The organism is Paraburkholderia graminis C4D1M, assembly GCF_000172415.1.
GTDB lineage: Bacteria > Pseudomonadota > Gammaproteobacteria > Burkholderiales > Burkholderiaceae > Paraburkholderia > Paraburkholderia graminis.
The window spans coordinates 45,169-64,211 of the sequence record NZ_ABLD01000020.1 but is presented as its reverse complement, the minus strand read 5'-3'; the positions used below and the strand labels follow the sequence as shown (position 1 = coordinate 64,211).

The following is a 19,043-nucleotide window of genomic DNA, read 5'->3' as shown; positions in this document are numbered from 1 at the left end:
ACCTCGATCCTCCGATCCAGCGTTCTCAAAGCTGACAATTGCCGTCTGGAATTCCCGGTATAGGTGACGGTATCGACCTCGCGTGAACCGGCGGAAAATCTGTGCCGTCTGGTCCCCCCATGGAATTGACAATCGAATGGAAGCGTGTGCAGCGCGCGCTAGGCAGTGACTGCTTTCTGGTCGAGCAACTGCGATTCGGGCACTTTCGTTTTGTTTGTAGCAAAAAAGCGACACGAGCGTGTCAAACAGCTGCGATGTATTCTGGCGTAGGCTCTGGCGTAGGTTGGTCGGCAGAGGCCCGCCAGGCAAAGGCCACTTCACTACTTCGACGAGAACGAATAGGGCGGAGCTGCGAGTCCTACGCCGGAGGAAGAACGCACTTCGATGCACGCGCCGCGGCCAGGCTGCCGGGCGGCGATCACATAACCGGATTCCCCGGACTGCGCTTGCAAGCGTCTACGAGCCGGAAATCGTGGACGTATCGCTAGAAGTGACCGGTCGATAGCCGCATGCGGCAAGTCGAGCCCGGTGAATGGCCAGCCATGTCGTTTGCCGGAGGGGCATGCAGAAGTCAACCGGAAGACCAACGGTTGTCTTCGCATCTGCACGTTCTCCCGACGGTTGCAGCGCCTTTAGAATGGGACCTCGCAACGCGAACTCGTAGGCACGTCGGTGTTGTAGCCTGCAGCGGAGAACGAGCTAGATGTCCGTTCAGATAACGCCCAATCAACTCATTCAATTGATCATTCCAGGCATCACGGCCGTCTTTGCGTTCGGTTTTGCGTGTGCATGGTTCTATGATCGACGACTGCGTTATCTGCGCCTTCTTGCCGCTTCGTTTGTTGCTTTCGCACTCGGCTCCGCAGTGCAGATCTGCCACCTGCCTGATGAATGGCGATTGAACGCGCTTGTATCGGCAACGTTTTATGCGTTGAGCATTCAACTGTTGGCGGAAGGTGTGATGCGCAGGGCCGGGCTTCACCTGCGACTGGTGACGCATGCGTCGATGTTCGTGCTGGTGCTGGCCGGCATGCATTACTTCTCCTTCGTGACGCCGAACCTGCTGGTGCGTATCTACATTCTGAACTTCAGCGCCGGGCTGTTGATGTTGTTTACCGCGATCCGTTTCAGGAAACACTGCAATGGCCGCATCATCAACCACGTTCTCCTCTGGGTGCTGCTGATCTTCGGCGTCAGCTTTTTCATCAGAACGTCGCTCACTACGATCCAACCCTTGCCGCATAGCACTGCGCCGTTCGCGCGAACCATTTTCTGGGTCTTGCTACAGTTGTCGCTCGCCCTGATGGGCGCTGTGTTGGGGCTCGTGCTGCTGGCCGCCGCGATGTCGGACGTAATCGACCGGCTGACTCTCGAACGCGATCTCGATTCGCTCACCGAAACGTTGAATCGGCGCGCGTTTGAACGCCTGGCGGGCCGGCGCGTCGCGGACCGGCGAAGCTATCCGCTCACGCTGATCGCTTTCGACATCGACAACTTCAAGTCCATCAATGACCGTTACGGGCATGCGGCCGGCGATGCGGTGCTGCGCCAGTTCGCCGCAATCCTGCGCGCCGCGGTGCGCGAGAAAGACGTGGTGGCGCGCATCGGCGGCGAGGAGTTCGTGCTTCTGCTGCCCGGTGCTGACGACAAATTCGCGTATGAGATCGTCGAGCGCTTACGTACTGTGCTGGAATCTTCGCGCTTCGATGAGATCGAGGCTACGCTGCGCGTCACGACCAGTGCTGGCATCGCGCGCTACCGGCCTGGTGAGGACGTCGGGGCGCTGCTCGCGCGCGCCGATCAGCTGCTCTATGCAGCGAAGCGCGCGGGAAGGAATCGGGTGGTCGGAGAATCACCCGGTCAGACGCGGGACGCCCCCGAGCGCGATATGGTGTGATCGTCCGGCGTCTGGCAAAGACCGACTGCCGGGGCCATCCCGGCAGGCAAACATCCGGTTGGCCGCGGCGAGGTGGCGATAGGTCGCGATTCTTCATAAAGTGCTGCCCAGCCGGCAACACCGGCATGCGATTGTTTTTGATGCAGGGCGAAGCGCCTCGCATCGTGGGATGATGTTATTGCAGGCTTCCCCACCACTTTGGAATGCCTGCCCCGCACCTCCCAACGATCAGTTAAACCAGGAGCTCCGATGAAGCTTCGCGTCGGATATGAGCTGTCGTTCGAGTGTCCAGGACCGACGCCGATGATGCTGATGTTGAACACGCATTCTTCGCATGCGAAGGATATTCTTGTGGCGGACGTGCTTGTTACCGATCCGCCGGTGCCGATCAGGCAGTATCGCGATGGCTACGGCAACCTGTGCAGCCGGATCGTCGCGCCCGCCGGCCGGATTGGATTGAGCACGACGGCGCTGCTGAACGTGCCGGAGTCGATGGAAACGCGGCCTATCGACGGTCGGCGCGATCCGGTTGAACAGTTGCCCGACGAGACGCTGGTTTTCCTGCTGGGCAGCCGCTACTGCGAAACCGATCTGCTGGTCGATGTTGCGTGGAAGATCTTTGGGCAGTGTCCGCCGGGCCGCGAGACGGTTCTCGCAATCTGCGATTTCGTGCACCGGCATATCCGGTTTGACTACGGACACGCGCGAGCGACCAAAACCGCAGTCGATGTGTACCGCGAACGCACAGGCGTCTGCCGGGACTTTGCGCATCTCGGCGTCACGCTATGCCGTGCGATGAATATTCCGGCGCGCTACTGCACCGGATATATCAGCGACATTGGCCTGCCGCCGGTAGAGGCGCCGATGGATTTCGCGGGCTGGTTTCAGGCCTACGTCGGCGGCAGCTGGCAAACGTTCGACCCTCGCAACAACGCACCGCGCATTGGGCGCATTCTGATGGCATATGGTCGTGATGCGGCCGATGTGGCCATCAGCAATGCGTTCGGGCCCGCCATGCTGAGACACTTCAAGGTGCATTGTCACCAGGAATAGGCGTGCAACGGCGGACCGCGGAGCCGACGGGCCGACGCCCCTACGGTCTGCCGCAATGACGCGTGCCGTCCGAATCCGAGGGGCGGCTTCGACTTTCTGGTGCTCGGGCCAGAGCCATCTCGCGTGCTCGCCGGCTGCAGGCGGCGGGCCACACCTCACGCTCACGCGGTAGCCATGCCGCCGTACCGGCTGCTGTTTATTTCCCCGGCAAACCCTTCGCCGTCCGGTGCACAACGACGTTCCGCCCATCGCCTCTGGCCCGCTTTTTATGCGTTGCGCCCTCCGGCAAACCCGCGTATAACCATCCCGTTGGATGGTGTACGGATGGAAAAATGAAAAAACAGTCTGCTGTCGTAACGCCGCGCCCGGCAGGCGGCGAGTCGGAAAAAATCACGATCAACCTCGGCCCCGTTGACCTCGGGCAGATCGATCTGCTCGTCGAGGAAGGCTTTTATTCGAACCGGACGGACCTGATCCGAACGGCAATCCGCAACCAGCTCGCGCTGCATGCGGGGGTCGTGCGGGAAACGGTTGCGCGTCGTTCGCTGGTGCTCGGGCTGCAGCGTTTTTCCAGACAAGATCTGGAGGCGATCCAGGCCGCGCACGAGCGTCTGAATATTCAGGTCCTTGGGTTGGCCACTATTGCTGCCGACGTTTCCCCGGAACTCGCGCTGGCGACTATCGAAAGCGTCGTCGTGCTGGGTGCCTTTCACGCTTCGCCTGCCGTCAAGGCGGCGCTCGCCGGCAGAATTCTCTAGCCGCCTGAGGCCGAAGCCAACATCAGAAAGTGGGAAATTAATGAAACTCAACGAAGGCTTTTTGAACTCGATGCACGATGCGATGACCTTGCTGCGTACACGCGGCGTTGCAGAAGCGACAGAAGCGATACAACGCGCGCTGCGAGGCGACATCGGCACACCGAATAACTCGGCACGACGAGAAAACGGCCCAGTGTCCGCGGATTTCGCTCCTGCAAACGTAAGTGAGACTGCGGCGCGTGGCGCACGAGAAGACTGTATTGACGTGGAAGACCGCGGATATTTCGGCACGCATGCGTATGCGAACGCCGCCGGTCGCCGTCAGTATCGGCTGTATGTGCCAGCGGGGGCCGTGGGCGAACCGTTGCCATTACTGGTGATGCTGCACGGATGCACGCAGGACGCCGACGACTTCGCAGCAGGCACACAAATGAATGCGCTTGCCGATCGGCATCGGTTTCTCGTTGCTTATCCGGTGCAACCGCCGCAGGCGAATCCGTCAAAGTGCTGGAACTGGTTCAAACCGGATGATCAGCAGCGCGATCGCGGGGAGCCGTCGTTGATTGCTGGCATCACGCGCGAAATCATCTCCACTCACAGCGTCGATCCCACGCGCGTGTATGTCGCGGGCATGTCTGCGGGGGGCGCAATGGCGGCGATCATGATCGCCGAATACCCCGAACTGTACGCCGCGGCCGGCGTTCATTCCGGTCTTCCGGCAGGGTGCGCGCACGATCTGCCATCGGCGCTGGCGGCGATGAAAGGGGGCAAACGTCCGCGTGGGGCACGGCACACGCCAGAAAATGAGCGCTTGTCGCCGAAACGGCCCGTCATCGTCTTTCACGGTGACGCCGATGCCACAGTCAACATCGCGAATGCGACCCGGCTTCTGCATGGCTTCGCTGCACGGCCTGACGACCCTAGCGAAGGGCACCGGATCTACCAGGGCCGGCGCGCCTGCACTGTCTGCCGACTGCATTCCGCCGATAGCATCGACGCAGAACTATGGACCATTCATGGCGCCGGGCACGCGTGGGCAGGCGGGAACGCAGGAGGCAGTTACACGGACCCTGCCGGGCCGGACGCAAGTGCGGAAATGCTTCGCTTCTTTCTTGACCATCCGCGACGCGGGTAAGCCGCGCTACTCGCAATCGGCAGTGGCGCAGCGACATGAAAGAGTCGAGCGCCTCGCGCGCTGACCGGCATCGAATACGAACTCGATGCCTGGCCACCAATAACAAATTCACCAATCCTTATCGGCGATTCGCATTTCGGAATCGTGCATATTCATAGCTTGATTCGCTGGTTCTGTCTCGAAAGCTGCGCACCTATACTGCTGCGTCGAACCCACGTATACGGCGTGAATTCGTCAACGATGGTGGCGCGGCTTTCCGCCGTGGCCATCTCAAGATGTGTGCGGTAGCAAAAGGAAACCAGTCTATGCAGGCGTCTCAGGACACCATTAAACGCTCGAAACTCGAAAGTGCGCTTGCAGCATTGCCCGCGCTCGCGCAGGCAATCGGAGAAGATGCGGCCGGGCGCGAACTGCGGCGCGAATTGCCGCTGGACCGCTTCGCGCTATTTCGTGCATCGGGGCTGGGTGTGCTGCGATTTCCAGTCGAGTGGGGCGGCCTTGGCGGATCGCTCGAAGATCTCTTTCATGTCGTGAGTACTTTGGCAGCTCACGAGTCGAACGTCGCGCACGCTCTACGGATTCACTACGATCAGACTGAGCAACTGTTGCTGTCGCCGCGTTCGTCGTTCAACGACACGCAGATCGAACGGGTAAGGCAAGGCGCGATTTTCGGCGGGGCATCGACGGAACTGGGCACATCGCGGCCCGGCGAAATTGTCACGAGGCTCGTGCGCGACGGCGAGCATTTCCGCGTGACCGGCAAGAAGTATTACTCGACCGGTACGGCGTTCGCGGACTATGCGCGGATCAACGTGCAGGACGAGAACGGCGAAAACGTATCGTTCATTGTGCCGGTATCGCGTGAAGGCCTTCAGGTCGTCGACGATTGGGATGGCATGGGACAGCGCATGACGGCGAGCGGCAGTCTTCTGCTCGACAATGTGCAGGTCTTTGCGCACGAGATCTCCGCACGCGGTTACGGGACTCTCCCAGGTCGGCACGGTGGTGCGTTGCGACAGTTGCATCTCGTTGCCGTCGCTGCGGGAATTGTGCGCAATATTCTCGCCGACGCGCGACGCTACGTCGTGCAGCATGGCCGTCCGGTGCTTCACAGTCCCGCTCCATCTTCGCGCGAAGATGGCTTCGTGCAGCAGGTGGTGGGCGACATTGCGGCGCACAGCCACTCGATCGACGCGCTCGTGCAGCAGAATGCACGCACGCTGGATCGCTCGGCGAATGCGATCCGCAACGGCGCGGCGAACGCCGAAGAACTGGTGCTGGAAGGCGCGCTTGCAACCGCGAAGACCCAGCTCGTCGTCAGCAAACTCGCGCTGCATACGGCCGAGCGGCTGTTCGAAATCGGTGGTGCGTCGGCGACTGCGCGCTCACACAACTTCGATCGCCACTGGCGCAATCTACGCACCATATTCAGCCACAATCCGCTGCTTCACAAAGCGCGAGTGATCGGCGACTACGAATTGAACGGCGTGACAACGCATCTCACCGAAGGTCGCGTGTTCTAGCGCGGCCGTGCCTCGTTTTTATCCACTTGCCGTCACGGAACACCATGAGCCGACGAGACTTGCTGCTATTGCTGGAACCGGGCTTCACCGACCCGAAGTACCCGGGCGAGCGCTTCATCTGTCCGGCGGGCGCGCCCATTGAAGGACTGCTCGCGAGCGATGCGCCGCGCAACGCGCGCCTCGACATTCGCAGGGTGGCGTTTGCGCGTCCGCGCGCTGAAGTGGTCGCGGCGCTCGACGCTGACCACCAGGGGCTGCCTGTGCTGATTTTCGGCGACGAACAACCCGCGCCTGCCGATGCACAGGTGCTGGGCGACAAGCGCTTCGTGACCGATACTCGCCGCATTCTGGACCTGCTCGCAGAACGTCACGGTTTTCCCAAGGTGCATTGAATACAACGGCGTTGAAATGCGGGCGCGGATGACCAGGTGGTCGCCGCGCCCGCCTTGCTTTGTGCGGTCGAAAAAAGGGGAAGCGTTAACGACAGAAGTCGCCGCGCAGATGAGAAAACTCCCGGAGGCGCGCCTGGTTCTATCGTCGGTGTCGTGCTTTGCTTATGCGCAACCGTTGGTTCTTTTGGCGCGGCAGCGGCTTTATCGTGTGCGTTGCTGCATGGCCGGCGATGGAATAGGCCCTCGAACCGGAGGCAGCGCATCGACAAAAAGGATCTGCATCAAATGGCGGGACTTAACCGACGCGAGTTTCTGATCTCGACGGCCGCAACGCTGTCAGCCGGCATGCCTGCATGGGCACTCGCGCAGAGCGGCAACGTCGCGCCGAGAAGGGGCGGCACGTTGAACATGCTGATCAACCCTGAGCCGCCGGTCCTCGTCTCGATCTTTCAGACGACCGGCCCCGCGCTCGTCGCCAGTTCGAAGGTACTCGAAGGCCTGCTGGCTTACGACTTCGATCTGCGACCGAAGCCGCAACTTGCGACTGCGTGGGCAGTGAGTCGCGACGGTCTTCAATACAGCTTCACGTTGCGTCAGAACGTGAAATGGCACGACGGTCAGCCCTTTACGTCGGCAGACGTTGCGTTTTCAATCGAGCTGCTCAAGGCGGTGCACCCACGCGGTCGCAGCACCTTCGCCAATGTGACACGCGTCGTCACGCCGGATGCCCGCACCGCGATCATCGAATTGTCGAAGCCCGCACCGTTCCTGCTGAAGGCGCTGTCCGCAGGCGAATCTCCCATCGTGCCCAGGCATCTGTACGCGAGCGGCGATCCGTTGACGAACCCGCACAACAGCGCGCCGATCGGCACAGGGCCGTTCCGCTTCAAGTCATGGACACGCGGCGCCAGCATCGTCTATGAACGCAATCCGGACTACTGGGATGCCGGCAAGCCGTATATCGACGCACTGGTGTTCAAGGTGATTCCGGACGCGGCGGCGCGCTCGGCTGCTTTCGAAACCGGCGCACTCGACCTGGGCGGCGAAAACCCCGTGCCGTTGACCGATCTGCCGCGCCTCTCGCAATTGCCGCAACTCGTCACCGAGACGCGCGGCTACCGGTTTCTCGAGCCATTGTCGGAGATCGACTTCAATCTCGATCATCCCATCCTCAGGGACCTCAAAGTTCGCCAGGCCATTGCCCATGCGATCAATCCGCAGGTCGTGCAGCGCACGATCGCGTATGGCTACGCGGACATCTCGCCGACGCCGATCACACCGGGATCGCCCTATCACGACGCAAAGCTCTCGCCCTATGCGTTCGACATTGCAAAGGCGGAGCAACTGCTCGACGCGGCGGGCTATCCGCGCAAGGACGGCGTGCGCTTCCGGCTGACGCACGACTTCCTGCCTTATGGCGATATGTATCGCCGTCAGGCTGACTACGTGAAGTCCGCATTGGCGCGCGTCGGTATCGACGTGACGGTGCGTTCACAGGATCTTCCCGCGTTCCTGAAACGCGTTTATGCAGACCGTCAGTTCGATTTCACGAGTATCGGCGTGAATACGCTGTTCGATCCGAGCGTCGGTGTGCAGCGTCTGTACTGGTCGAAAAACATCCGCCCGGGCGTGCCGTTCTCCAATGCGCCGCATTACAGCAACGCCGAGGTGGACCGGCTGCTGGAAAGCGCGTCCGTCGAGACCGACGAAGGCAAGCGCGTCGCGCTCTATCAGGAGTTTCAGCAGATCGTGTATCGCGATCTGCCCATTCTGAACCTCGTGGCGCCGCGCATGATCACGCTGGCGAACCGGCGCGTGCGCAACCACACCGTTTCCGCGCAGGGCCTCGAGGGCAATCTTGCGGATGTCTTTCTCAGCGCGTGACAGGAGATCCAGCATGAGCCGGAGTGTGCGTTTCGGAGCGGTCGCGCGGCGGACAGCGTGGCAGGTGTTGCCGACCGTGATCGGCATCGTGATCTTCAACTTCTTCCTGCTGAAGCTGATGCCCGGCGACGCCGCCGATGTGCTCGCCGGCGAATCCGGCTCGGCGACGGCGGAGACGATGCAGGTACTGCGTGCGAAGTTTGGGCTCGACCAGCCGGTGCTGCATCAGTTGTGGTCGTATCTGACTCATCTTGCGCACTTCAGCCTCGGCTATTCGCCGCGCTACGACGCGCCCGTCATGCAGTTGATCCTGTCACGCCTGCCCAATACGCTGCTGCTGATGGGCGTGGCGTTGACGTTCGCGATCGCGGTCGGCGTCACGCTCGGCGCCGTCATGGCGCATTGGGTAGGCCGGTGGCCGGATCGTGTGCTGTCGGTGCTGGCATTACTGTTCTATTCGACGCCTGGATTCTGGATCGGACTGCTCGCCATCGTGCTGTTTTCGGTGCACCTCGGCTGGCTGCCGAGCGGCGGGAACGTAACGCTCGGCGTCCAGTTGCATGGCTTTGCCTGGTTCGCCGATGCGGCAAAACACGTGTTGCTTCCTGCCGCGACGCTGTCGACGTTCTTCATTGCAATCTACGCGCGGCTCACGCGCGCGGCGATGCTCGAAGTGCAGCGCCAGGATTTCGTCCGCACCGCGCAGGCCAAGGGACTGCACCCGTGGCGTGTCACGGTGCGTCACGTGCTGCGCAATGCACTGATGCCGCTGACGACCATGGTCGGCATTCACTTCGGCACGTTGCTCGGTGGCGCGGCGGTCACTGAGACTGTGTTCAGTTGGCCAGGCCTTGGCCGTCTCGCCCTCGATGCGGTGATGGCGCGCGATTTCAGCGTGCTGCTCGGCGTATTGCTGCTGTCTTCGCTGCTGGTGATTATCGCTAACGTGCTGGTGGACCTGCTGCAGGCCTGGCTCGATCCGCGTATCGCCTAAGCAGGCTGCCTTTGAATCTGTTCGCTGTCGCAGAACCGTTATTCACCTGAGAGACGCAATGGCTTCCGAATCCTCCAATATCATTTCGACGACGCCGAAGCAGTCTGCCGGATCGTCTTCATGGCGGCGTCAACTGGCCGGTGCGCTGTTCGGCCAGCGCCGTGAGCGGATCGCTGCGGCCGGATTGTCACGGCGCAGCGGACGCGGCGTGCTGCGCACGCTCGCCGGCAATCCGTCGGCGTTGAGCGGTCTTGTCCTGCTCGCTGCCTTCATCGTGCTGGCGCTCGCCGCACCGCATCTGTTTCCCGGCGATCCGCTCGACATGGTCGCCGCGCCTTTCGAATGGCCGGGCAGCGATCCGCAATACTGGCTCGGCACCGATTCCCTTGGTCGCGACGTGGCGGCGGGCATTGCTCACGGTACGCGCGTGTCGCTTCTGATCGGAGCGTCGGCGGCTGGTATCGGGCTGCTCATCGGTACGCTGGTGGGCGCCGTGGGCGGCTTCTTCGGCGGTCTGGTCGACAACGTGCTGGTTCGTGTAACCGAGCTGTTCCAGACTATTCCTTCGTTCCTGCTGGTGATCGTGATCGTTGCGATTGGCCGGCCGAGTGTGGAGGTGATTGCGCTCGCTATCGGCGTCGCGTCGTGGCCTACTGTTGCGCGAATCGTGCGCGCCGAGTTTCGCACGCTGCGCGAGGCCGATTTCGTACTGGCGGCGCGCACTCAGGGCTTCGGCAACGCGCGCATCATATTCGGCGAGATTTTGCCCAACGCACTGCCGCCGGTGATCGTGACCGCTTCGGTGATGGTGGCGAGCGCGATCCTGATCGAGTCGTCGCTGTCGTTTCTCGGCATGGGCGATCCGAATGTCGTGAGCTGGGGCGCCATGATCGGCGCGGGGCGCGATTCGTTGCGAACGGCGTGGTATTTGACGGCGGTTCCGGGCACCGCGATCGTCGTCGCCGTGTTGGCGTTGAACCTCCTCGGGGACGGCCTGAACGACGCGTTGAATCCGCGTTTGCGGGAGCGTACCTGACCATGAACGCGAGGACGCAAGGCGTGAGCAAAGCCGACAACCTGCTCGAAGTACGCGATTTGCGCGTCAGCTTCGGCGCGCACGAAGCGGTACGTGGAATCGGTTTTGAGGTTGCCCGGGGCGAGACGCTCGCGTTGGTGGGCGAGTCGGGTTGCGGCAAGTCGGCCACCGCGCTATCGCTGATGCGCCTCGTGCCCAGCCCGGGGCGTGTGAGCGGCAGCGTGCGTTTCGATGGCCGCGATCTGCTCGATCTGTCCGCCTCAGAGATACGCGCTGTGCGCGGCCAGCAGATCTCCATGATCTTTCAGGAGCCGATGACTTCGCTCAATCCGGTTCTGTCGATCGGCGCACAGATCGTCGAAACATTGCGTCAGCACGAGAACCTGTCTAAAACCGCGGCATGGAAGAGGGCCGTGGAGTTACTCGACCTTGTGCGCATTCCCGAGCCGCAACGGCGCGTGTTCGACTATCCGCACGAGCTTTCCGGCGGCCAACGGCAGCGCGTGATGATAGCAATGGCCGTGGCATGCCGGCCGCGCCTGCTGATTGCGGACGAACCGACTACCGCGCTCGACGTCACGATCCAGGCGCGCATTCTCGAACTGCTGGACGGCCTGAAACGCGAACTGTCCATGTCGTTGCTGCTGATCACGCACGATCTGGGCGTGGTCGCACAACACGCCGATCGCGTCGCGGTCATGCTGGCGGGCCGGGTGGTGGAGCAGGCGGCCACTTCGCAACTCTTCGCGCGGCCCGAACATGCCTACACGCGCGGATTGCTTGGCGCGTCGTTGAATCTCGTCGACGATCTGCACTATCGCGGCTGGAAATTGCCGGAGATCCGTCATGTTCGATCGGACGACGGCAGCGCAGCCTTTTCGGTGATCCCGCGCGCGCCGTACTCGAGCGAAGACGACGCGCGGCGGGAGGCGGACAACGCCGCAAGCGTCGACGCGCCGTTGCTCTCGTTGCACGACGTCCGGATCGACTATCCGCAGCGTCATGGCAAGACGATGCTGCGTGCAGTGGATGGCGTGTCCCTCCAGATCGCACCCGGCGAAACGGTGGGTCTGGTCGGCGAGTCGGGTTGTGGAAAGTCGACGCTGTCGAAAGCCATTCTGCGGCTCGTGCCGGCCTCGGGCGGCCAGATCCGCTTACGGGGCACCGATCTCGTGCCGCTTCGCGAGCGCGAGTTGCGGCCTTTGCGCCGCCACGTGCAGATGGTGTTTCAGGACCCGTATGCGTCGCTCAATCCGCGGCGTACTGTCGGCGAAATCCTCGACACCGTTCTGGTGGTCAATGGTGTGAGCGATGCACGGCGACGCCGCACGCGCATTGCGGCAATACTCGACCGAGTGGGCTTGCCGGGCAGCGCGCAGCAGCGCTTTCCGCATGAGTTTTCCGGTGGCCAGCGGCAACGCATCGGCATTGCACGCGCGCTCGTGCTGGAGCCCGATCTTCTGATCTGCGACGAACCGGTGTCCGCGCTCGACGTGTCGATTCAGGCGCAGGTTCTCAACCTCCTCGTCGACCTGAAACGCGATCTCGGACTTGCGTATCTGTTCATCTCGCACGATCTGTCGGTGGTGCGCTATATCGCCGACCGGGTGCATGTGATGCAGGCCGGACGGATTGTCGAAAGCGGCGACCATCGCGAGATCTGGCGTGCGCCGCAGCATCCGTACACCCGCACGTTGCTCGACGCAGTACCGGGCCGCAAGTCCGAGGACGCGCGGGCCGCGTGAGGCGGGTGCCTCGAATCACTGGCGCCCGTGTCGATTCCAACGGAACGAGCTCGATGCCGGCTTGATCGGCGATCACGTCGTGCCCGGTCATGTCCACTCGAATCCGGTTGCCGTCTTACGTTGTGTCGCCATGACGAACGAGGCGCCCGAAGAACGGATGCCCCGGATCGTTGAAACCCGGCGTCGATGGATGGCCCGTGGTAACGAGCGAATCGACGAATGCTTCGTCTTCCGCGCTTAAGCGGTAGGCGAGCGCGGGTAAATAGTCCTGCCACTGCGCCTCGGTGCGCGGTCCGGCAATGGTCGAGCTGATGTAGCGGCTATTGAGCACCCACGCAAGCGCGAATTGACCCGCCGACAGTCCGCGCGCCTGCGCATGCTCACCGACTCGGCGGGCCAGTTCGATGGATTCCGGCCGCCACTCGGTCTGATGCAGACGCCTGTCGCTGCGGCCCGCGCGCGTGTCGGCGCGAGGGGCCGCGCCGGGTTCGTACTTACCGGTCAGCACGCCACGGGCGAGCGGACTGTACGAAATCACGCCGAGACCGTAGCGGTGCGCCGCCGTCAGCTGTTCGGCTTCGGCCTGGCGGTTGGCGATGTTGTAGAGCGGCTGACTCGCGACAGGCGCGTCGAGCCCGAGGGCCTGCGCCGTATGCGCGAATTCCGCGATCTTCCACGCCCGATGATTCGACAGCCCGTAGTAGCGCAGCTTGCCGGCGCGGATCAGATCGTTGAGCGCACGCACGGATTCTTCCACGGGCGTCCAATGATCCTCGCGATGCAGGTACAGCACGTCGATATAGTCGGTGCCGAGGCGCGTGAGGCTCGCTTCGACTGCGCGTTGGATGTGTTTGCGCGACGCGCCTCGGGCGTTCACGTCGCGTTCGTCGAGCGGGTTGGCGAATTTGGTGGCGAGCACCCAGCGCTCGCGCTGCGCGGCGATCGCGCGGCCCACTACGCGCTCCGATTCTCCCTTGCCGTAGACGTCCGCGGTGTCGATCGAATTGACGCCTTGCTCCAGCGCCTCTCCGACGATGCGCGCGGAGGTCGCTTCGTCGGTCGGGCCGCCGAACATCATCGTGCCGAGCGTGAGTGCGGAAACCTTGATGCCGCTGCGGCCGAGTTGTCTATATTCCATGTGAGTACAGTTCCGTCAGAGTGAGTGGGGATCGTTTCAACGTTGCAGCCAGACGTCGGCGAAACTTGCCGAGACCCCGTCCGGGCCAGTCGTATGGTTGTGAACCGCGCGTGAATACACGGTGAGATATCGCGGAGCGACGAGATTCAGGTCGGGCAGGTCGCGCTCCAGAATCTGCTGGATCTGCGAGAACAGTTGCTTGCGCTTCGCCTCGTCCGTTTCTTCGGCCGCCTGTGCGAACAGTCGATCGATCTGCGGATTGCTGTAGTGCGAGCCGTTCGTGAACGGCACGCCGCGCCGGAAGTTGCCGGTCGTGTAGAGGCGCGCGACGCCGACCACCGGATCGAACAGATTGCTCATGCCGTTGATCGAAAAATCGAAGTCGCGGTCGGTGTAGATCCGCTTCAGATACGCGGGCAGGTCCTGGCTGCGCACGGTGACCGCAATGCCGACTCTGGCGAGCGCCGACTTCACGTAGGCAGCGGTGCGAGCGGGCAACTCGCCGATCGGCAACGGATCGACCCTCAGCGCGAAGCGTGTGCCGTCGGCCTTGCGTGGAAAGCCGGCTGCATCGAGGAGCGCGTTGGCGCGCTCCACGTCATACGGATACGGCGCGGGCGCGGGATCGTAGTAAGGACTCGACGGAATGATCGGGCTGGCAAGCGGCGTGGCGTAGCCGTAGAAAATCACTTTGCGGATCACTTCACGGTCGATCGCCGATGCAATCGCCTGGCGAACCTGCAAGTTCTTCAGTACCGGATTGTCCAGATTGAATTCGATGCGGGTGACGCCGGCCTGGAACTCGTAGCCGCGCGAGTCGAGTGCGAGCTTCGGGCTGTTCTTCAGCCGCGCGAGGTCGGACAGCGGCACCGGCGTGTCGCCGCTCAGATCGATCGAGCCGTCTTCGAAGGCGACGGTGCGCGCCGCAGGATCGGTAATGATCTTGACGACAATCTTGTCCAGGAACGGCTTGCCTTTGTCCCAGTAGTCGTCGTTGCGGGCGTATTCGATGTAGCTGCCGCGCACCCATTTGACGAAGCGGAATGGCCCCGTGCCGATCGGCGCGTTGTTGGCGGGATTCGTCAGCGGGTCGCTGCCTTCGTACAGATGCCTCGGCACGATCGGCGTCTCCGACGAAGAGAACGCCTTGATCAGATACGGCGCGGGCTTCGACAGCGTGATGACGACCGTGTACGGATCGGGCGTCGTAATGGCGGTCACATTCGCGAAGGTGGTCTTGGCGCGCGGATGCACTTGCCGCAGTGTGTGCAGCGAATAGGCGACGTCGGCGGAGGTGAACGGCTGGCCGTCATGCCATTTCACGCCGTGCCGCAGATGGAACACATACTTGCGGCTGTCGTCGCTGATGTCCCATGAAGTTGCAAGCGACGGCTTCGGCTGCAACGAGAAGTCGTATTCGAGCAGTCCTTCGACGACTTTCGCGCTGACCTTCAGCACGTTGGTCGCGGTCGTGGCGAGATCCACCAGCGCGGTCGGCTCGGGCGTGACGACGAAGTTCAGGGTGCCGCCGCGCACAGGCGTCTGCGCGCTTGCGTATGAAGACGAGAGCGAGATCAGCAGGGCGGTGCCGAGTCCTAGCGCGCTGAGCAACAACGAGGTGCCGCGACGACGCGGCGCCGCCTGCGAGATGAGAGCAAGCATCTTACGGTTCGATAGAAAGAGGAGATGAATAGCAGCGCAATGGCAGCGGAATGGCGGCGCCTCAGACGGAAGCCGAAGCCGTTGCATCGCGTCGCGCCAGAGCACCACGCCAGCCCTTCTGTGCGGCAATGCCGAATGGAGTCGGAGCGGGGCAGCGGGTGTACCAGAGTCGGCTCATGCGTCTCGCCATGAAGTAAAGAGAAAGTGGGGGATGGGTCCGGGATCAGTAGCGCAGACCGGCTTCGCGCAATAACGGCAACACGTGTGCGCCAAAGAATTCGAGGTCCGGCTGAAAATCGAAAAAGCTCAGTTGCACGCCGTCGATACCGGCCCGGTGAAGCCGCACGATGTAATCGGCGATTTGCTGCGGCGAGCCGACTATCGAAATGTTGCCGCCCACCGCGCGCGCGGCTGCCTGATTGCGCTGTTCGGAATTGCCACGCCAGGCGTGCGCGTCGCTCTCGAAGCGATGGAAGCTGCCTTCGTCGCCATGCGCGACGATCGCGTCGCGATAGGCCAGCGCTTCGGCAGCCGTTTCGCGGCAAATCACCATGGGATTGATCAGCGTGCGGATCTTGCGGCCATATTTCGCCGCAGTGGCCTTCACACGCGCCGTGTGCGCGGGCAAGGCGGCGAGCGCGGCTTCGATCTCCGAGCCCGCGGGACTCGTGATGAACACCACGTCGGAATAGCGGGCGGCGAACTCGATCCCCGCATCGGAGCCGGTCGCATTGACGAGCAACGGGCGGCCGTATTGCGGCTTCGGCGTGACGAACGCCTTGTCGAGCCTCCAGCTCGACAAAGGCGGCGCAAAGCTGAAGTTATCGGGCTGTGCCCATAGCTGTTGCACGGCGTCGAGGAACTCGCTCGCCAGCTCATAGCGGCGATCGTGCTCGATGCGATGCCAGCCGAACATCTCGTGTTCGACGGCCCGATGCCCGGTGACCACATTGATGCCCCAGCGTCCCTTCGAAATGTGATCGAGCGTCGCGCAGAACTTCGCGAAATGCAGCGGATGCCACGGCCCGTACAGCACATGGCTGGTTGCGACCAGGATGATTTTTTCGGTGCACGCGGTCATGGCCGCGAGTGACATGAAGGAGTCGAGCGCCTCGCCGTTGAACACGCCGCCGTAACCGCCTTTCGGGAGCCACTGCGAGAGTGCGAAGGCGAGATCGAAACCGAGGCTCTCGGCTCTCTGCACCAGCGCGAGGTTGTAGTCGAAGTTCCAGTCGGTGGTGCGCGGCAGCGTCGACGCGCTCCAGCCGCCCGCCTGAATTGGCAGGAAGAGCCCGAGCAGCAGCGGCTGTTCGAGCGCGCGTGCAACGGGACTGGCAGGGAAGTCGGCGGGCGAGCGCACCGGCACGAAAGGCGTGGCATCCGGCGCTTGTCCTAATGCTTGCGGTGCGGCGGCGAGAAGGGTGTCGGTCATGGCGATAATCGGTGTAGAGAACGTGGCGGTTCGGTTCGGCGTGGCGCGTGTCAGGTCTCGCTCTTCGGCCGGATGGCGGCGCGATCAACGGCGATGCAGCCTAAGCGCATGCCTGGGCGCAGCGCGTCAGGTTTTGCCGGTCGCGGGCGGCCGCACACCATTCGGATAGAAGTCGCCGATCGCCGCGTACTTCCAGCGCACCGGGTCATGCACCGTGTGGACCCGGTCGGTGTTGCGGATGAGCGCCAATGGCGCGAAAAAACCGGTCATGACGGACATATCCGATGCTGTGACAGACGAAGTTCAGGGTCGGGCGTCGCATTCGGGCAGGCGCACCGGAGCCATCAAAACTTACCGGCAACTCAACACATCGGACAACGAACAATAATTTCTATCCTTATCTGCTCATGCAATTGGGCAGCGCGGGAAATAACGCAAAAGCGTAAGCAAAGAAGAATCGCTTGGTTCGCTCATGTGGAGTGGCTGGCTATGCTGTGCAGCGTATTAGCCTTGTCCAGTCACCCATCATTTCAACCGCTCATACATGACGACGCTCAACGAGTATCTCGTGCAAAAGCGCGCTGCCTGGCTTGCGAAACGCGAAGCCGCGCGCAACGATCCGGATCTCAAGTCCAACCGGCTCAAGGCGCGAGAGTCGCACCCAATAGCGCCGCAGCACGCAGCCGCGCCAGCCCAATGAAACGACAACAAAGCGACAACAACGACAACGAAAAGACAACAAGAGGACCACAATGAAACCGACACACAGGGCACGCGCGATCCGGCTCGTCGCGCTACTGGCGAGCGCATTCATCGGGATCGTGCCTGCGGGCGCGAGCGCCGCGCCCGACCACGGTGGAACGCTGACCTGGCTCGTGACGCCCGAGCCGGCTTCCATTGTTCCTCTCACTACGACGGCCGGGGGCAATGCGGAGATCGGCCCCAAGGTGGTGGAGGGCCTTCTGACGTATGACAGGAACCTCAACCCGAAGCCGCTGCTCGCCACTTCCTGGGTAGTCAGCACGGACGGACTGCAATACCGGTTCAATCTGCGTCGCGGTGTGAAGTGGCATGACGGCAAGCCCTTCACGTCCGCCGACGTTGCATTTTCGATCCTGACGTTAAAGCAGGTGCATCCGCGGGGGCGAAGCACGTTTGCCAACGTGACCGACGTGAAAACGCCGGACCCTTACACCGCAGTCATCGAGCTTTCCAGGCCCGCGCCGTTTCTGTTGACGGCGCTCGCGGGCACCGAGTCGCCGATCATTCCGAGGCACCTGTACGAGGGCACCGACATCGCGGCGAGCCCATACAACAGCGCCCCGGTCGGCACGGGTCCGTTTGTATTCAAGTCGTTCGTGCACGGCAGCAACATCGTGCTCGAACGCAACCCCGACTATTGGGACAAGCCGAAGCCTTACGTCGACAGGATCGTCGTGCGGTTTTTGCCGGATGGCGCGGCGCGCGCCGCGGCGTTGGAGTCGGGCGCCGCCAATCTCGGCGACCAGGCCATCCCGCTATCGGATGTGAAGCGCTTTAGCGCGCTGTCGAACTTCAATGTCGATACGACGAACTGGGCGTACAACAGCAATCATCAGCAGTTGATTTTCAACCTGGATACGCCCGTTCTGAAAGACAAGGCGGTCCGCAAGGCGATCTCGCAGGCGCTCGACGTCAATGCGCTGAACCGTGTGGTCTGGTATGGATATGGTCAGGTGTCGGCCGCCGCGATCGGTACGGCGAACGCGAAGTATCACAACGCCGACATTCACTACTTTCCGTACGACGTCGCGCAGGCGAACGCGGCCCTCGATGCAGCGGGTTATAAGCGCGGACCCGATGGCAAGCGCTTCGGCTTGCGGCTGCTGTACAACCCGTTCCAGGACCCGCGTGCGGCGGATTTCGTCCGGCAATCGCTGGCGCGAATCGGGATCGACGGCGAGATCGAAAGTTACGACTTCGCCACGTACGTGAAGCGGGCGTACACCGATCGCGCATTCGACATCACGCTAGAAGCGCTTTCGAACACCTTCGATCCGACCGTCGGAGTTCAGCGAGTGTTCTGGTCGAAGAACTTCAAGATCGGTCTGCCGTTCTCGAACGCCGCGCACTACTCCAATCCGGAAGTAGACCGATTGCTCGAGGCAGCCTCCGTCGCTACCGACGATGCCCAGCGCCGCCAGCTCTTCATGCAGTTTCAGCAGATCGTGCACGACGATATTCCGTCCGTCGAGTTCGGTGCAAATCCGAACATCACGATTTCGTCCAGGAAAGTGAAGAACTATGCGCCGGGCGGCGAGGGCATACGCGGCAATTTCGCCGACCTGTATATCGAACGCTGAATCGCCTGGCTGCCGATCCGAACTGAACGCGCCGTGCATGCCGGTCTCGCGC

Annotated in this window: 15 protein-coding genes and 1 pseudogene; 12 read left to right on the top strand and 4 right to left on the bottom strand. The window is 62.3% G+C overall.

The genetic code is table 11. The features are described from left to right. Positions 1 to 338 precede the first annotated feature (338 nt). From BGRAMDRAFT_RS35600 to BGRAMDRAFT_RS24855, 11 genes and pseudogenes are all read left to right on the top strand, one after another. A pseudogene (locus tag BGRAMDRAFT_RS35600) lies at positions 339 to 557 on the top strand (hypothetical protein); the annotation flags it as partial. Between the two features lie 146 nt (positions 558 to 703). Continuing rightward, positions 704 to 1,897 (top strand): GGDEF domain-containing protein, encoded by a 1,194-nt coding sequence (locus BGRAMDRAFT_RS35595; protein WP_006051640.1) that lies wholly within the window; start codon positions 704 to 706, stop codon positions 1,895 to 1,897. A 249-nt stretch (positions 1,898 to 2,146) separates the two neighbouring features. Next, positions 2,147 to 2,950: a transglutaminase-like domain-containing protein gene (locus BGRAMDRAFT_RS24895; RefSeq protein WP_006051639.1), complete on the top strand. Its 804-nt coding sequence runs from the start codon at positions 2,147 to 2,149 to the stop codon at positions 2,948 to 2,950. Positions 2,951 to 3,282: 332 nt separating this feature from the next. Next, positions 3,283 to 3,708: a CopG family transcriptional regulator gene (locus BGRAMDRAFT_RS24890; RefSeq protein WP_006051638.1), complete on the top strand. Its 426-nt coding sequence runs from the start codon at positions 3,283 to 3,285 to the stop codon at positions 3,706 to 3,708. A 40-nt stretch (positions 3,709 to 3,748) separates the two neighbouring features. Continuing rightward, positions 3,749 to 4,843 (top strand): extracellular catalytic domain type 1 short-chain-length polyhydroxyalkanoate depolymerase, encoded by a 1,095-nt coding sequence (locus BGRAMDRAFT_RS24885; RefSeq protein ID WP_006051637.1) that lies wholly within the window; start codon positions 3,749 to 3,751, stop codon positions 4,841 to 4,843. Between the two features lie 305 nt (positions 4,844 to 5,148). After that, positions 5,149 to 6,366: an acyl-CoA dehydrogenase family protein gene (locus tag BGRAMDRAFT_RS24880; RefSeq protein WP_006051636.1), complete on the top strand. Its 1,218-nt coding sequence runs from the start codon at positions 5,149 to 5,151 to the stop codon at positions 6,364 to 6,366. Between the two features lie 44 nt (positions 6,367 to 6,410). Further along, the gene (locus BGRAMDRAFT_RS24875; RefSeq protein ID WP_006051635.1) at positions 6,411 to 6,758 is read left to right on the top strand and encodes a DUF3088 domain-containing protein; all 348 of its coding nucleotides are present in this window, start codon (positions 6,411 to 6,413) and stop codon (positions 6,756 to 6,758) included. A 285-nt stretch (positions 6,759 to 7,043) separates the two neighbouring features. Continuing rightward, a complete protein-coding gene (locus tag BGRAMDRAFT_RS24870; RefSeq protein ID WP_006051634.1) occupies positions 7,044 to 8,642 on the top strand; it encodes an ABC transporter substrate-binding protein in 1,599 nt (532 codons plus the stop codon). Between the two features lie 13 nt (positions 8,643 to 8,655). Beyond that, positions 8,656 to 9,636, top strand: a complete 981-nt coding sequence (locus BGRAMDRAFT_RS24865) for an ABC transporter permease (protein WP_006051633.1) — start codon at positions 8,656 to 8,658, stop codon at positions 9,634 to 9,636. Positions 9,637 to 9,694: 58 nt separating this feature from the next. Further along, positions 9,695 to 10,672: an ABC transporter permease gene (locus BGRAMDRAFT_RS24860; RefSeq protein WP_006051632.1), complete on the top strand. Its 978-nt coding sequence runs from the start codon at positions 9,695 to 9,697 to the stop codon at positions 10,670 to 10,672. 2 nt (positions 10,673 to 10,674) lie between these two features. Further along, positions 10,675 to 12,417 (top strand): ABC transporter ATP-binding protein, encoded by a 1,743-nt coding sequence (locus tag BGRAMDRAFT_RS24855; RefSeq protein WP_006051631.1) that lies wholly within the window; start codon positions 10,675 to 10,677, stop codon positions 12,415 to 12,417. A gap of 115 nt (positions 12,418 to 12,532) precedes the next feature. On the opposite strand, the gene BGRAMDRAFT_RS24850 is transcribed toward BGRAMDRAFT_RS24855, so the two are convergent. The 4 genes from BGRAMDRAFT_RS24850 to BGRAMDRAFT_RS35065 all read right to left on the bottom strand — a co-directional run bounded on the left by BGRAMDRAFT_RS24850 (position 12,533) and on the right by BGRAMDRAFT_RS35065 (position 16,919). Then, the gene (locus BGRAMDRAFT_RS24850; protein WP_006051630.1) at positions 12,533 to 13,555 is read right to left on the bottom strand and encodes an aldo/keto reductase; all 1,023 of its coding nucleotides are present in this window, start codon (positions 13,553 to 13,555) and stop codon (positions 12,533 to 12,535) included. 36 nt (positions 13,556 to 13,591) lie between these two features. Further along, positions 13,592 to 15,217 carry an ABC transporter substrate-binding protein gene (locus BGRAMDRAFT_RS24845; RefSeq protein ID WP_006051629.1) on the bottom strand — a complete coding sequence of 542 codons (1,626 nt, stop codon included), beginning with the start codon at positions 15,215 to 15,217 and terminating at the stop codon, positions 13,592 to 13,594. Between the two features lie 223 nt (positions 15,218 to 15,440). Next, entirely contained in the window at positions 15,441 to 16,649 is a 1,209-nt protein-coding gene (locus BGRAMDRAFT_RS24840) for an LLM class flavin-dependent oxidoreductase (protein WP_006051628.1), read from the bottom strand. Positions 16,650 to 16,775: 126 nt separating this feature from the next. Continuing rightward, complete coding sequence (locus tag BGRAMDRAFT_RS35065; protein ID WP_006051627.1) at positions 16,776 to 16,919, bottom strand: hypothetical protein; 144 nt, start codon at positions 16,917 to 16,919, stop codon at positions 16,776 to 16,778. 482 nt (positions 16,920 to 17,401) lie between these two features. On the opposite strand from BGRAMDRAFT_RS35065, the gene BGRAMDRAFT_RS24835 reads away from it, so the two are divergent. Next, positions 17,402 to 18,991, top strand: coding sequence for an ABC transporter substrate-binding protein (locus tag BGRAMDRAFT_RS24835; RefSeq protein ID WP_006051625.1), 1,590 nt, complete (start codon positions 17,402 to 17,404; stop codon positions 18,989 to 18,991). Positions 18,992 to 19,043 lie beyond the last annotated feature (52 nt).

Excerpts from the sequence above, each read along its gene's own strand:
- BGRAMDRAFT_RS24860 (WP_006051632.1), top strand. The coding sequence starts at position 9,695 with ATGGCTTCCGAATCCTCCAATATCATTTCGACGACGCCGAAGCAGTCT.
- BGRAMDRAFT_RS24880 (WP_006051636.1), top strand. The coding sequence starts at position 5,149 with ATGCAGGCGTCTCAGGACACCATTAAACGCTCGAAACTCGAAAGTGCG.
- BGRAMDRAFT_RS24845 (WP_006051629.1), bottom strand. The coding sequence starts at position 15,217 with ATGCTTGCTCTCATCTCGCAGGCGGCGCCGCGTCGTCGCGGCACCTCG.
- BGRAMDRAFT_RS24835 (WP_006051625.1), top strand. The coding sequence starts at position 17,402 with ATGAAACCGACACACAGGGCACGCGCGATCCGGCTCGTCGCGCTACTG.
- BGRAMDRAFT_RS24870 (WP_006051634.1), top strand. The coding sequence starts at position 7,044 with ATGGCGGGACTTAACCGACGCGAGTTTCTGATCTCGACGGCCGCAACG.
- BGRAMDRAFT_RS24855 (WP_006051631.1), top strand. The coding sequence starts at position 10,675 with ATGAACGCGAGGACGCAAGGCGTGAGCAAAGCCGACAACCTGCTCGAA.
- BGRAMDRAFT_RS24885 (WP_006051637.1), top strand. The coding sequence starts at position 3,749 with ATGAAACTCAACGAAGGCTTTTTGAACTCGATGCACGATGCGATGACC.
- BGRAMDRAFT_RS24895 (WP_006051639.1), top strand. The coding sequence starts at position 2,147 with ATGAAGCTTCGCGTCGGATATGAGCTGTCGTTCGAGTGTCCAGGACCG.
- BGRAMDRAFT_RS24850 (WP_006051630.1), bottom strand. The coding sequence starts at position 13,555 with ATGGAATATAGACAACTCGGCCGCAGCGGCATCAAGGTTTCCGCACTC.
- BGRAMDRAFT_RS24875 (WP_006051635.1), top strand. The coding sequence starts at position 6,411 with ATGAGCCGACGAGACTTGCTGCTATTGCTGGAACCGGGCTTCACCGAC.
- BGRAMDRAFT_RS35065 (WP_006051627.1), bottom strand. The coding sequence starts at position 16,919 with ATGACCGGTTTTTTCGCGCCATTGGCGCTCATCCGCAACACCGACCGG.
- BGRAMDRAFT_RS24840 (WP_006051628.1), bottom strand. The coding sequence starts at position 16,649 with ATGACCGACACCCTTCTCGCCGCCGCACCGCAAGCATTAGGACAAGCG.
- BGRAMDRAFT_RS24890 (WP_006051638.1), top strand. The coding sequence starts at position 3,283 with ATGAAAAAACAGTCTGCTGTCGTAACGCCGCGCCCGGCAGGCGGCGAG.
- BGRAMDRAFT_RS35595 (WP_006051640.1), top strand. The coding sequence starts at position 704 with ATGTCCGTTCAGATAACGCCCAATCAACTCATTCAATTGATCATTCCA.
- BGRAMDRAFT_RS24865 (WP_006051633.1), top strand. The coding sequence starts at position 8,656 with ATGAGCCGGAGTGTGCGTTTCGGAGCGGTCGCGCGGCGGACAGCGTGG.